The sequence below is a fragment of the Kitasatospora sp. NPDC051702 genome, from assembly GCF_040681575.1.
Classification (GTDB): domain Bacteria; phylum Actinomycetota; class Actinomycetes; order Streptomycetales; family Streptomycetaceae; genus Kitasatospora.
This window is the reverse complement of record NZ_JBFAZB010000032.1, coordinates 33,267-47,720: the sequence shown is the minus strand read 5'-3', so window position 1 is coordinate 47,720 and position 14,454 is coordinate 33,267. Positions and strand designations below refer to the sequence as shown.

General features: G+C 76.2%; 2 protein-coding genes. Both read left to right on the top strand.

Translation table 11 applies throughout. The features are described from left to right. The first annotated feature begins 2 nt into the window (after positions 1-2). On the top strand, positions 3-998 hold the full coding sequence (locus AB0N04_RS24790; RefSeq protein WP_360211031.1) for a TauD/TfdA family dioxygenase: 996 nt from the start codon (positions 3-5) through the stop codon (positions 996-998). Positions 999-1,042: 44 nt separating this feature from the next. Beyond that, positions 1,043-14,449, top strand: coding sequence for an amino acid adenylation domain-containing protein (locus AB0N04_RS24785; protein WP_360211029.1), 13,407 nt, complete (start codon positions 1,043-1,045; stop codon positions 14,447-14,449). Positions 14,450-14,454 lie beyond the last annotated feature (5 nt).

Genomic DNA, 14,454 nt, shown 5'->3' with positions numbered 1-14,454 from the left:
CCATGCCGACCTGGGAACTGAACCCCGGCCGCCCGGCCCTCGCCCACGCGCCGCGCACCGCGGACCTCGGCGAGGCCTGCGAGTGGCTGCGCGAGAACGAGGCGGGCCTCACCGAGGCCCTGCACCGGCACGGCACGATCTTCCTGCGCGGCCTGCCGGTCGCGAGCACCGAGGACGTCGCCGCCGTGCGCGACGTCCTCATCCCCGAGCGCACTCCGTACCGGGAGAAGGCCACCCCGCGCAGCGACTACGGCAACGGCGTCTTCTCCTCCACCGACCTGCCGCCGGCCCAGCCGATCCGGATGCACAACGAGAACAGCTACACCCTCACCTTCCCCGGCCGGCTGCTCTTCGCCTGCCTGGTCGCCCCGGAGGAGGGCGGGGCCACCCCGACCGCCGACTGCCGCCGGGTGCTCGACGAGCTGCCCGCGCACCTCGTCGAGCGGATGCGGGCCTCCGGCTGGACGCTCACCCGCAACTACTCCGACTACGTCTCGCTCGGCTGGCGCACCGCCTTCGCCACCGAGGACCGGTCCGAGGTCGAGGCCTACTGCCGGGAGAACGGCATCACCTGCGAGTGGCTGCCGGACGGCAACCTGCGCACCCGGCAGCTGCGCCCCGGCACCATCCGCCACCCGGCCACCGACGAGGAGGTCTGGTTCAACCACCTCGCGTTCTGGAACGAGTGGTCGCTCGACCCGGACATCCGCGAGGCGATGACCGACGAGTTCGGACCGGACGGCTTCCCGTTCAACACCGGCTTCGGTGACGGCGAACCGCTCGGACGCGCCGACGTCGACGCCCTCAACGAGGCCTACCACGCGGCGACCGTGCGCGAACGCTGGCAGGTCGGCGACGTGATGCTGGTCGACAACGTGCTCTGTGCCCACGGCCGCGACCCGTACCGCGGCGACCGCAGGATCGCCGTCTCGATGGGGCAGCCCGTCGACGTCCTGGACTGCCGGCCCAGTGTCCGGCCCGTCCTGGCCGACGCCTGACCCCTCCGAACACCCCGTGCCGTGACGTGAGTAGAGGAAGCACCGTGATCCCGGTTTCGTACGCCCAGCAGCGTCTCTGGCTGATCGACCAGATCGAGGGGCCGACCGCGCTGTACAACCTGCCGTTCGCCCTGCGTCTGCGCGGCGAGCTCGACACCGCCGCGCTGCGCGCCGCGACGGCGGACGTGGTCGCCCGTCACGAGTCCCTGCGCACGGTGTTCCCGGTGGTCGGGGGAGTCCCGGTGCAGCAGATCCTGCCGGCCGAGGAGGCGCAGCCGCGCTTCCGGGTCGTGGACTGCGCACCGGCCGACTACCCCGGCCACCGGGACGCGGCCGCCGCCGAGACCTTCGACCTGAGCGGCGAACCGCCCATCAGGATCACGGTGTTCACCCTCTCACCGACCGAGCACGTGCTGCTCGTCGTCCTGCACCACATCGCCGGTGACGGCTGGTCGCTCGGCCCGCTGCTGCGCGACCTCGCCACCGCCTACCGGGCCCGGCTCGCCGGCCGCGGCCCCGACTGGGAGCCGCTGCCCGTCCAGTACGCCGACTACGCGCTCTGGCAGCGCGACCTGCTCGGCGACGAACACGACCCGGAAAGCCTGCTCGCCCGCCAACTCGACCACTGGCGAACCGTCCTGGCCGCGCTCCCGGAGGAACTGGAGCTGCCGACGGACCGCCCCCGACCGCCCGCCCCCAGCGGCGCCGCCGACGCCGTGGACCTCGCCTGGGGCGCGGACCTGCACACCGCCCTGCTCGACCTCGCCCGCACCCACCGCACCACCCTGTTCACCGTCCTCCAGGCCGGCCTGGCCGCCCTGTTCACCCGGCTCGGCGCCGGCACCGACATCCCGCTCGGCACCGGTGTCGCCGGCCGCTCCGACGAGGCGCTGGACGACCTGGTCGGCTTCTTCGTCAACTCGCTGGTGCTGCGGGCCGACACGTCCGGTGACCCGGGCTTCGCCGAGCTGCTCGGCCGGGTCAGGGAGGCCCAGCTGGAGGCCTTCGCCCACCAGGACATCCCCTTCGACCGCCTGGTCGAGGAGCTCAACCCGCCCCGCGCCCTCGGCCGCCACCCGCTGTTCCAGACCCTGCTCGTCCTGCAGAACCACGGGCAGGACGCCGGACTCGACCTGCCGGGGCTGGAGTCCGCCCCCGAACCGATCGGCCTGCGGGTCGCCAAGTTCGACCTCAACATCGGCATCGCCGAGCAGCACGGCCCCGACGGCACCCCCGCCGGGCTCACCGGCTCCATCGAGTTCGCCGCCGACCTCTACGACCGCACCACCGTCGCCGCCCTGGCCGACCGGCTCGGCCGCCTCCTCGCCGTCGCCGCGGCCGACCCGCACGCCCCCATCGGCACGCTGGACGTCCTCGGCCCCGAGGAGCGGACCCGCATCCTCACCGAGTGGAACGCCACCGCCGCCCCGCGCCGCACCGGCACCCTGGCCGAGTCCTTCGAGCAGCAGGCCGACCTCACCCCGCACGCCACCGCCCTCGCCCACGACGGCGGCACCCTCGACTACGCCGGGCTCGACGCCCGCGCCAACCGGCTCGCCCACCACCTGATCTCCCTCGGCGTCGGCACCGAGACCCCCGTCGCGATGCTGATGGAACGCTCCGTCGACGTCGTCGTCGCCACCCTGGCGGTCCTCAAGGCCGGCGGCTGCTACGTGCCCATGCACCCCGGCCTGCCGCCCGAGCGGATGGCCGACGTGCTCGCCGACACCGGCGCCCCCGTGCTGCTCACCGACCGCGCCGACCCCGGCTTCCCGCACCGGGCCGCGGTCGTCCGCCCCGGCGACGAGAGCGGCGCCCCGGCCCACCGCCCCGGCGTGCCCGTCCACCCGGACCAGCTCGCCTACGCGATGTACACCTCCGGCTCCACCGGCCGGCCCAAGGGCGTCGCCGTGCGCCACCGCGACGTCCTCGACCTGGCCGCCGACCGCCGCTGGCAGGACGGCCGCCACCAGCGGGTCCTGCTGCACTCCCCGCACGCCTTCGACGCCGCCACCTACGAGATCTGGACGCCGCTGCTGGCCGGCGGCACCGTCGTGGTCGCCCCGCCCGGCGCCCTCGACGCCGCCGCCCTGCACGCCGTCACCAGCCGCCACGGCGTCACCGCCGCCTTCCTCACCAAGGCCCTGTTCGACCTGGTCGCCGAACAGGCCCCGGAGACCTTCGCCGCCCTGCGCGTCGTCTGCACCGGCGGCGAGGCCGCCTCCGGCGTCCTGATGCGCCGCGTCCTCGACGCCTGCCCCGACCTGCTGCTCGCCCACGTCTACGGACCCACCGAGACCACCACCTTCGCCACCCACCACCCGCTCACCCACGCCGACCTCGACGGCCCCCGGGTGCCGATCGGCGGCCCGCTGGACAACATGCGCAGCCACGTCCTCGACGCCCGGCTGCAGCCCGTCCCGCCCGGCGTCCCGGGCGAGCTGTACATCGCCGGGGCCGGCCTGGCCCGCGGCTACCTCAACCGGCCCGGCCTGACCGCCGAACGCTTCGTCGCCTGCCCGTTCGCCGACCCGTCCGACGAACCCGGCTCCCGCATGTACCGCACCGGGGACCTCGTGCGGCTGCGCGCCGACGGCGCCGTGGAGTTCCTCGGCCGGATCGACGGCCAGGTCAAGCTGCGCGGCTTCCGGATCGAACTCGGCGAGATCGAGGCGGCGCTCTCCCGCCACCCCGCCGTCCGCCAGGTCATCGTGATCGCCCGCGAGGACCGCCCCGGGGACACCCGCCTCGTCGCCTACTGCACCGCCGACGCCTCGCTCACCCCCGAGGAGCTGCGGACCTTCGCCGGCACCTCGCTGCCCGGCTACATGGTCCCCGCCGCCGTCGTCGTCCTCGACACCCTGCCGCTGAACGACAACGGCAAGGTCGACCGCCGGGCCCTGCCCGCCCCCGACCTCGCCGCCGACGGCACCGGCCGCGCCCCGCGCGACGAGCGCGAACGGGCCCTGTGCGAGCTCTTCGGCGAGCTGCTCGGCATCGACGACATCACCATCGACGACGACTTCTTCGCGCTCGGCGGCCACTCGCTGCTCGCCACCCGCCTCACCGGGCGGGCCCGCACCGAGCTGGGCGTCGAGCTCTCCATCGGGGACCTCTTCCAGGCCCCCACCGTCGCCGGACTCGTCGACCGGCTCGCCGACCGCGCCGCCGAGGCCCCCGCCCCGGCCCGCCCCGCCCTGCGGCCCGTCGCCCGGCCCGAGCGGGTGCCGCTCTCCTTCGCCCAGCGCCGGCTCTGGTTCCTCGCCCAGGCCGACGGCCCCTCGGCCACCTACAACGTCACCCTCGCCCTGCGGCTGCACGGCCCGCTCGACCCGGCCGCCCTGGAGGCCGCCCTCGGCGACGTCGTCCGGCGGCACGAGGCCCTGCGCACCGTCTTCGGCGAGCAGGACGGCACGCCGTACCAGCGGGTCCTCGACGCCCCCGCCACCGGCCTGCTCACCGTCACCGACCGCCCGACCGACGAGCTCGCCGGCCACACCTTCGACCTCGCCGCGGACCTCCCCGTCCACGCCTACCTGCGCAGCGAGGGAGCCGGGGAGCACGTCCTGGTCCTGGTCGTCCACCACATCGCCGGGGACGGCGCCTCACTCGGCCCGCTCTACCGCGACCTCACCCGGGCCTACCGTTCCCGCGTGGACGGCGACGCCCCGCAGTGGGCGCCGCTGCCCGTCCAGTACGCCGACTACGCGCTCTGGCAGCACGAACTGCTCGGCTCGGAGGAGGACCCGGACAGCCCGGTCTCCCGGCAGCTCGCGCACTGGCGCGAGGCGCTGGCCGGCGTCCCCGAGGAGCTGCCGCTGCCGCTGGACCGCCCGCGGCCGCCGGTCGCCACCCACCGCGGCGCCGTCGTCCCGCTGGAGTTCGACGCCGCCCTGCACGCCCGGCTCACCGCACTCGCCGCCGAGCACGGCGTCACCCTCTTCATGGTCCTGCGGGCCGCGTACGCCACCCTGCTGCACCGCTTCGGCGCGGGCACCGACGTGCCCGTCGGCACCCCGCTGGCCGGGCGCCTCGACGAGGCCGTGCACGAGCTGGTGGGCTTCTTCGCCAACACCCTGGTGCTGCGCACCGACCTGTCCGGCCGGCCGAGCTTCGCGGACCTGCTGGCCCGGGTGCGGGAGACCGACCTCGCCGCCCACGCCCACCAGGACGTGCCGTTCGAGCGGCTGGTGGAGGAGCTGAACCCGACCCGGTCGACCGCCCGCCACCCGCTGTTCCAGGTGATGCTGGCCTTCGCCGGCGCCGCCGAGGACGGCCCGGACCTGCCCGGCGTGACGGTGACGGAGGAGCCGGTCGACTTCGGCACGGCCACCTTCGACCTCACCCTGCGCCTGGTCGAGCGGCAGGGCGCCGGCGGCGCCGGCGAGGGGCTGGCCGGCGTCCTCGAGTACGCCACCGACCTGTTCGACCGCGAGACCGCCGAACGGCTCGCCGCCGCCCTGGACACCATCCTGCGCCAGGTCGCCGCCGACCCCGGCCGCTCCGTCGCCGAGCTGGACGTCCTGACGGAGCAGGAGCGGGCCGCGGACGCCCACACGCCGCTGCCCGGGCAGGTGCCGCTGGTGCCGGCCGCCTTCGAGGCGCAGGCCGCCGCCACCCCGGACGCCGTGGCGCTGGTCTGCGGCGAGCTCTCCCTGACCTTCGCGCAGCTCAACGCCCGGGCCAACGGCCTCGCCCACCGGCTGATCGCCGCGGGCATCGGCCCCGAGCGCGTGGTGGCGCTGGCCCTGCCCCGCTCGGCGGAGACGGTGGTCGCCGTCCTCGCCGTGCTCAAGGCCGGCGGCGCCTACCTGCCGCTGGACGCCGAGTACCCGGCCGACCGCACCGCCGACACCCTGGCGCAGGCGGGCCCGGCGCTGGTCCTCACCGACGGGCGCTGGCCGCTGCCCGAGGTCCTCCACGGGCACCCGGTGCTGGACCTCGGCGACGACGCCGCCACCCCGGAGACCGACCCGGCCCCGCGGGCCGCGGCGTCCGACGCCGCCTACGTCATCTTCACCTCCGGCTCCACCGGCCGCCCCAAGGGCGTCGTGGTCCAGCACGGCAGCATCGCCGCGCTGCTCGCCGCCCACCGCACCGGCGTGATGGCGGGCACCGCCCGGCAGCGGGTCGCGCTCACCGCCTCGCTCTGCTTCGACGCCTCCTGGGACGGCCTGCTGTGGCTGGTCGCCGGCCACGAGCTGCACCTGATCGGCGGCGACGTGCGGCGCGACCCCCGGGCCCTGGTCGGCCACGTGCGCGAGCACGGGATCGGCGTGCTGGAGGTGACCCCCTCCTACGCGGAGCAGCTGATCGAGGAGGGCCTGCTGGAGGAGCCCGCACCCGCCCTGGTGCTGCTCGGCGGCGAGGCCGTCGGCCAGGCGCTCTGGACCAGGCTGCGCGAGGCCCCGGGCACCGCCGCCCACAACCTGTACGGCCCCACCGAGTGCACCGTCGACGCCCTGACCCACCCGCTGGCGGCGACCGGGCGGCCCGTCCTCGGCCGCACCGTCGCCGGTACCCGCGCCCACGTCCTGGACGGGCACCTCAACCCCGTCCCGGTCGGCGTGCCGGGGGAGCTGTACCTGGCCGGCGCCGGCCTGGCCCGCGGCTACCTGCACCGCCCGGGCCTGACCGCGGAGCGCTTCGTCGCCTCGCCCTTCGAGCCGGGCGCCAGGATGTACCGCACCGGTGACCTCGTCCGCCGCACCCGCGACGGCGAGCTGGAGTACCTGGGCCGCACCGACGACCAGGTGAAGATCCGCGGCTTCCGGATCGAGCTCGGCGAGATCGAGCGCGCCCTGACGGCCCACCCGCAGGTGCTCCAGGCCGCCGTCCTGCCCGACGCGGACGGGCTGCGGCTGATCGCCTACGTGGTCGCCGACGGCCTGCTGGACACCGCCGGGCTGCGTGCCGCCGCCGCCCGGACGCTGCCCGGCTACATGCTCCCGGCCGCGGTCGTCGCCCTGGACGCGCTGCCGCTCAACGCCAACGGCAAGCTGGACCGCTCCGCCCTGCCGGCCCCGGACTTCGGTGCGCTGTCGGCCGGCCGGGCGGCGCGCACGGCGCAGGAGGAGATCCTCTGCGGGCTGTTCGCGGAGGTGCTCGGGCTGGACTCCGTCGGCATCGACGACGACTTCTTCGACCTGGGCGGGCACTCGCTGCTGGCGACCAAGCTGCTCAGCCGGGTGCGGGTGGCGCTGGGCGCCGAGCCGGGCATCCGGGACGTCTTCGAGGCGCCGACGGTGGCCGGGCTGGCCGCCCGCCTGGGCGAGGGCTCCGGGCGCCCGGCGCTGACCGCGGGCGGTGCGCGGCCGGAGCGGCTGCCGCTGTCCTTCGCCCAGCAGCGGCTCTGGCTGATCGACCGGATGGAGGGCCCCAGCCCCCTCTACAACGCCCCGCTGGCGCTGCGCCTGACCGGGCCGCTGGACACCGCCGCGCTGGAGCTGGCGCTCGGGGACGTGGTGGCCCGGCACGAGAGCCTGCGCACCCTGATCGCCGAGGAGGACGGCACCCCCCACCAGCGGATCCTGCCCGTCGGTGAGGCCGCCGTCGGGCTCGACACCCGGGAGTGCCCGGCCGACGAGGTGCCCGACACGGTGGCCGGGCTGTGCCGGCACGCCTTCGACCTGCGCACCGAACTCCCGCTCCGCGCCACCCTGTTGCGGGTCTCCGCGGAGGAGCACGTGCTGGTCCTGGCGCTGCACCACATCGCCAGCGACGGCTGGTCCCTCGGCCCGCTGGTCCGCGACCTCACCTCGGCCTACACGGCCCGCACCGACGGCGCCGCCCCCGGCTGGGCGCCGCTGCCCGTCCAGTACGCCGACTACGCGCTCTGGCAGCGCGGGCTGCTCGGCGAGGAGAACGACCCGGAGAGCCTGGCCGCCCGCCAACTCGCCTACTGGCGAGCGACCCTGGCGGACCTCCCGGAGGAGGCCACGCTGCCGGCGGACCGCCCCCGCCCGCCCGTCGCCTCCCACCGCGGGGGCCGGGTGGCGCTCGGCCTCGACGCCGAACTCCACCGTGCGCTGGGCGAGTTGTCCCGCGAGCACCGGGTGACGATGTTCATGACCCTGCAGGCCGCGCTCGCCGCCCTGCTCACCCGTCTCGGCGCGGGCACCGACGTGCCGATCGGCTCCGTGGTGGCCGGGCGCTCCGACGAGGCCCTGGACGACCTGGTCGGCTTCTTCGTCAACACCCTGGTGCTGCGCACCGACACCTCCGGCGACCCGAGCTTCACCGAGCTGCTCGGCCGCGCCCGGGAGACCGCCCTGGGCGCCTACGCCCACCAGGACACCCCGTTCGAGCGCCTGGTCGAGGAGCTCAACCCGGCCCGCTCACTCGCCCGTCACCCGCTCTTCCAGATCATGCTGGTGCTGCAGAGCAACGAGCAGGCCGAGCCGGCCACGGCGGGCCTGCGCGTCGAACCCCTCGGAGCGGGCAACGGATCGGCCAAGTTCGACCTCAGCCTGATCGCCGAGGAGTCCTTCGGCCCCGACGGCGAGCTCACCGGGATCGACTGCGCCCTCGACTACGCCACCGACCTGTTCGACCGCGCGACGGTCGAGGCGATCGCCGTCCGGTTCGGCCGGCTGCTGGCCGCGGTGGCCGCGCAGCCCGGGCTGCCGATCGGGCGGGTCGAGCTGCTCTCCGCCGAGGAGCGGGCCGCCCTGCCCACGGCCGGCCCCGCCCTGCCGGCCGAGGCTCCGCTGCTGCCGGCCGCCTTCGCGGCCCAGGCGGCCGCGACCCCGGAGGCCGTCGCCCTGGTCTGCGGCGACACCCGGCTGACCTTCGCCCAGCTGAACGCCCGCGCCAACCGGCTCGCCCACCACCTGCTGGCCGCCGGCGCGGGCCGGGAGTCCGTGGTCGCCCTCGCCCTGCCGCGCTCGGCGGAGACGGTGGTCGCCATGCTGGCCGTGCTCAAGGCGGGCGCCGCCTACCTGCCGCTGGACGCCGAGTACCCGGCCGAGCGCACCGCCCACATGCTGGCGGACGCCCGCCCGGCGCTCGCCCTCACCGACGACCGCTGGCCGCTGCCCGAGGTCCTGGCCGGGCTGCGGACCCTGGACGTCACCGAACCCCCCGCGGACGGCGCCGCCGACCCGCGCTGCAGCGCCGACCCGCAGCACGCCCTCGACCCGGCCCGCTCCGCCGACCCGCAGCGCGCCGTCGACCCGGGCGACGCCGCCTACGTCATCTACACCTCCGGCTCCACCGGCCGCCCCAAGGGCGTCGTCGTCCCGCACGGCGCCGTCGCCGCCCTGCTGGCCGCCCACCGGGCCGCCCTGATCCAGCGCACCGAACAGGCCCACGGCCGGCAGCGGATCGCGCTCACCGCCTCGCTCTGCTTCGACGCCTCCCTGGAGCCCGTGCTCTGGATGTACGCCGGGCACGAGCTGCACCTGATCGGCGAGCTGCGCCGCGACCCGGCGGCGCTGGTCCGCCACACCGCCGAGGCCGGCATCGACGCCCTGCACCTCACCCCGTCCTACACCGAGCAGCTGATCGAGGAGGGCCTGCTGGACGCGCCCGCCCCGCGCCTGCTGCTGCTCGGCGGCGAGGCGATCGGCCAGGCCCTGTGGCAGCGGCTGCGGGAGCACCCCGACACCGCGGGCCACAACTTCTACGGCCCGACCGAGGCCACCGTGTACGCGCTCACTCAGCCGCTGGACGCGGTGGAGCGCCCCGGGCTCGGCGGCCCGATCGCCGGTGTGCGGGCGTACGTCCTGGACGAGCACCTCAACCCGGTGCCGGTGGGCGTGCCGGGGGAGCTGTACCTGGCCGGCACCGGTCTGGCCCGGGGCTACCTGGGCCGGCCGGGCCTGACGGCGGAACGGTTCGTCGCCTGCCCGTTCGAGCCGGGTGCCGGGCCCCTCCTGCCCGGTGGCGGGCAAGGAGGGAGGATGTACCGCACCGGCGACCTCGCCCGCCGCACCCGTGACGGCGGCGTGGAGTACCTCGGCCGCACCGACCACCAGGTGAAGATCCGCGGCTTCCGGGTCGAACTCGGCGAGATCGAGCAGGTGGTGGCACGCCACCCCGCCGTCCGGCAGTGCGTGGTCACCGTCCGGGAGAGCGAGACCGGCGACCGGCTGGTCGGCTACTGCACGGTGGACCGGGACACGCCCGAACTCGCCGCCGAGCTCCGCCGGTTCGCCGCCGAATCGCTGCCCGGCTACATGGTGCCCGCCGCCGTCGTCCTGCTCGACTCGCTGCCCCTGACCGGCAGCGGCAAGGTCGACCACCGGGCCCTGCCGGCCCCGGACTTCGGTGCGCTGTCGGCCGGCCGGGCGGCGCGCACGGCGCAGGAGGAGATCCTCTGCGGGCTGTTCGCGGAGGTGCTCGGGCTGGACTCCGTCGGCATCGACGACGACTTCTTCGACCTGGGCGGGCACTCGCTGCTGGCGACCAAGCTGCTCAGCCGGGTGCGCTCCACGTCGGGCGCGGAACTGGGCATCCGGGACGTCTTCGAGGCGCCGACGGTGGCCGGGCTGGCCGCCCGCCTGGGCGGCGAGGGCTCCGGGCGCCCGGCACTCACCGGGGGCGGTGCGCGGCCGGAGCGGCTGCCGCTGTCCTTCGCCCAGCAGCGGCTCTGGCTGATCGACCGGATGGAGGGCCCCAGCGCCCTCTACAACCTGCCGCTCGTCCTGCGCGTGGCGGGGGAGCTGGACACCGCCGCGCTGGAGCTGGCGCTCGGGGACGTGGTGGCCCGGCACGAGAGCCTGCGCACCCTGATCGCCGAGGAGGACGGCACCCCCCACCAGCGGATCCTGCCCGCCGAGCAGGCCCGGGTCCGCGTCGAGCTGCTGCCGCCCGGCACCGCGCCGGCGAGCTGCACCGCCCGGCCCTTCGACCTGGCCGCCGACCTGCCCGTCCGCGCCCACGTCATCCCGTCCGCGCCCGGCGAGCACCTGCTCGCCCTGGTCCTGCACCACATCGCCGGGGACGGCTGGTCGATGGGCCCGCTGCTGCGGGACCTCGCCACGGCCTACGCGGCCCGCACCGACGGCGCCGCCCCGCAGTGGGCGCCGCTGCCCGTCCAGTACGCCGACTACGCGCTCTGGCAGCGCGGGCTGCTCGGTGCCGAGGACGACCCGGAGAGCCTGCTCTCCCGCCAACTCGGCTACTGGCGCGAGGCGCTGGCCGGTCTGCCGGAGGAGCTGTCGCTGCCCGTGGACCGGCCGCGCCGGGCGACCGCCGGCCACCACGGCGACCGGGTCGTGGTGCCCTACGGCGCCGAACTCCACCGTGCGCTGGGCGAGTTGTCCCGCGAGCACCGGGTGACGATGTTCATGACCCTGCAGGCCGCGCTCGCCGCCCTGCTCACCCGTCTCGGCGCGGGCACCGACGTGCCGATCGGCTCCGTGGTGGCCGGGCGCTCCGACGAGGCCCTGGACGACCTGGTCGGTTTCTTCGTCAACACCCTGGTGCTGCGCACCGACACCTCCGGCGACCCGAGCTTCACCGAGCTGCTGGCCCGGGTCCGGGAGACCCAACTCGACGCCCACGCCCACCAGGACGTGCCCTTCGAGCGGCTCGTCGAGGAGCTCAACCCGGCCCGCTCGCTGGCCCGCCACCCGCTCTTCCAGGTGGCGCTGCTGCTGGAGGGCCAGGGGGACTCCGCGCCGTTCGCCCCGGCCGGGCTCGACGCCTCCGTCGAGTCCTCCGACGGGACGGTCGCCAAGTTCGACCTGAGCGTGGGCCTCGGCGAGTCCTTCGACGCGGACGGCGCGCCCGCCGGGCTGGAGTGCGCGATCGACTACGCCACCGACCTGTTCGACCGCGCGACGGTCGAGGCGATCGCCGTCCGGTTCGGCCGGCTGCTGGCCGCGGTGGCCGCGCAGCCCGGGCTGCCGATCGGCCGGGTCGAGCTGCTCTCCGCCGAGGAGCGGGCCGCCCTGCCCACGGCCGGCCCCGTCCTGCCGGCCGAGGTCCCGCTGCTGCCGGCCGCCTTCGCGGCCCAGGCGGCCGCGACCCCGGAGGCCGTCGCCCTGGTCTGCGGCGACACCCGGCTGACCTTCGCCCAGCTGAACGCCCGCGCCAACCGGCTCGCCCACCACCTGATCGGGGCGGGCGTCGGCCCCGAGTCGGTGGTCGCCCTGGCCCTGCCGCGCTCGGCCGGGAGCGTGGTCGCGATCCTCGCCGTGCTCAAGGCGGGCGCCGCCTACCTGCCCCTGGACCCGGACCACCCGGCCGAGCGCACCGCCGCCACCCTCGCCGACGCGGGCGCAGCCCTCGTCCTCACCGACGAGGGCTGGCCGAAGCCCGAGGCCCTGACCGCACGGCCCATCCTGGACCTCGGCGCGGCCGACGGACCGGACACCGACCCGGCACCGCGCGCCACGGCCGACAACGCCGCCTACCTCATCTACACCTCCGGATCCACCGGCCGCCCCAAGGGCGTCGTCGTCCCGCACGGGGGCATCGCCGCCCTGCTGGCCGCCCACCGCGGCGGGCTGATCGCCACCGCCGAGGCCGCCCACGGCCGGCTGCGCGTCGCGCTCACCGCCTCGCTCGGCTTCGACGGATCCCTGCAGAGCCTGCTCTGGCTGTTCGCCGGGCACGAGCTGCACCTGATCGGCGACGAGCTCCGCCGCGACCCGGCCGCCCTGGTCCGGCACGTCCGCGCGGCCGGCATCGGGGCCATGGACGTCACCCCGTCCTACGCCGAGCAGCTCCTCGCCGAGGGCCTGCTCGACGCCGCCGCACCGCCGGTGCTGGTGCTCGGCGGCGAGGCCGTCGGACAGCAGCTGTGGACGAGCCTGCGCGCGGCACCGGGCACCGCCGCCCACAACCTGTACGGCCCGACCGAGGCCACCGTCTACGCCCTCGCCCAGCCGCTGGACGCGGTGGAGCGCCCCGGGCTCGGCGGCCCGATCGCCGGTGTGCGGGCGTACGTCCTGGACGAGCACCTCAACCCCGTCCCCCCGGGCGTGCCGGGGGAGCTGTACCTGGCCGGTCCGGGTCTGGCCCGCGGCTACCTGGGCCGGCCGGGCCTGACGGCCGAACGGTTCGTCGCCTGCCCCTTCGAGCCGGAAACCGGGCCCCTGCTGCCCGGTGGCGGGCAAACCGGGACCCTCCTGCCCGGTGGCGGGCAAGGAGGGAGGATGTACCGCACCGGCGACCTCGCCCGCCGCACCCGCGACGGCGGCGTGGAGTACCTCGGCCGCACCGACCACCAGGTGAAGATCCGCGGCTTCCGCATCGAACTCGGCGAGATCGAGCACGTGCTGACCCTCCACCCGGGCGTGGGCGCCGCCGCCGTCCTGCCCGACCCGGACGGCCTGCGGCTGGTCGCCTACGTCGTCACCGACGGCCCGGTCGACACCGCCGAACTGCGCGCCTTCGCCGCCGGACACCTGCCCGGCTACATGGTGCCCGCCGCCGTCGTCCCGCTGGCCGCGCTGCCGCTCACCGGCAGCGGCAAGCTCGACCGGGCGGCACTGCCCGCACCGGACTTCGGACTGCTCACCGGCGGCCGCGCCCCCCGGACACCGCAGGAGGAGCTCCTCTGCGAGCTGTTCGCCGAGACCCTCGGCCTGGAGACCGTCGGCATCGACGACGACTTCTTCGACCTCGGCGGCCACTCGCTGCTCGCCATGAAGCTGCTCGCCCGCGTCCGCACCGCCCTCGGCACGGACCCCGGCATGCGGGCGCTGTTCGAGGCGCCCACCGTGGCCGGGCTCGCCCGGCGGCTCGACCACGGCCCGGCCGCCGACGCCCTGGACGTCCTGCTGCCGCTGCGCACCGGCGGCGACCGCCCCCCGCTGTTCTGCGTCCACCCGGCGGCCGGCATCAGCTGGGTCTACTCCGGCCTGCTCCGCCACCTCGGCCCCGACCAGCCGGTCTACGGCCTCCAGGCCCGCGGCCTGCGCGGCGGCGCACCGGCGAGCGTCGCCGAGATCGCCGAGGACTACGTGCGGCAGATCCGCGCGGTCCGCCCCGACGGCCCGTACCACCTGCTGGGCTGGTCCTTCGGCGCGGTCGTCGCGCAGGAGATGGCCGTCCGCCTGCAGGCGGAGGGCGCCGAGGTCGGCCTGCTCGCCCTGCTGGACGGCGCGCCGGCGGCCCGCACCGACGACGCCCCGCCCGTCGAGGCCGTCGACACGCTGGCCGAACTGCTCCACTCGCTCGGCTACGACCCGGCGGACGGCCGGGGGCTCGCCGACCTGCGGGCCGTGCTCGGCGAGGCGGTCGCCGTCCTGCCGGAGGTCTTCGACCGGCACCGCAAGCTGATGGCCGAGCACGTGCCCAGCCGCTACCGGGGCCCCGTCGTCTTCTTCGGGGCCACCACCGGCAAGCCCGCCGACTGGCCGTACGAGCAGGCCTGGCACCCGTACCTGGACGGGGCGGTCGAGCCCCACCGCCTGGACTGCGCGCACGGCGAGCTGGCCGGGCCGGAACCCCTCGCACGGATCGCCGCCGTGCTCGCCGAGAAGCTTGGAGCGTGATCCGC

What these genes read in the sequence shown, in the direction of transcription:
- AB0N04_RS24790 (WP_360211031.1), top strand. Translation starts at nt 3, where the DNA reads ATGCCGACCTGGGAACTGAACCCCGGCCGCCCGGCCCTCGCCCACGCG.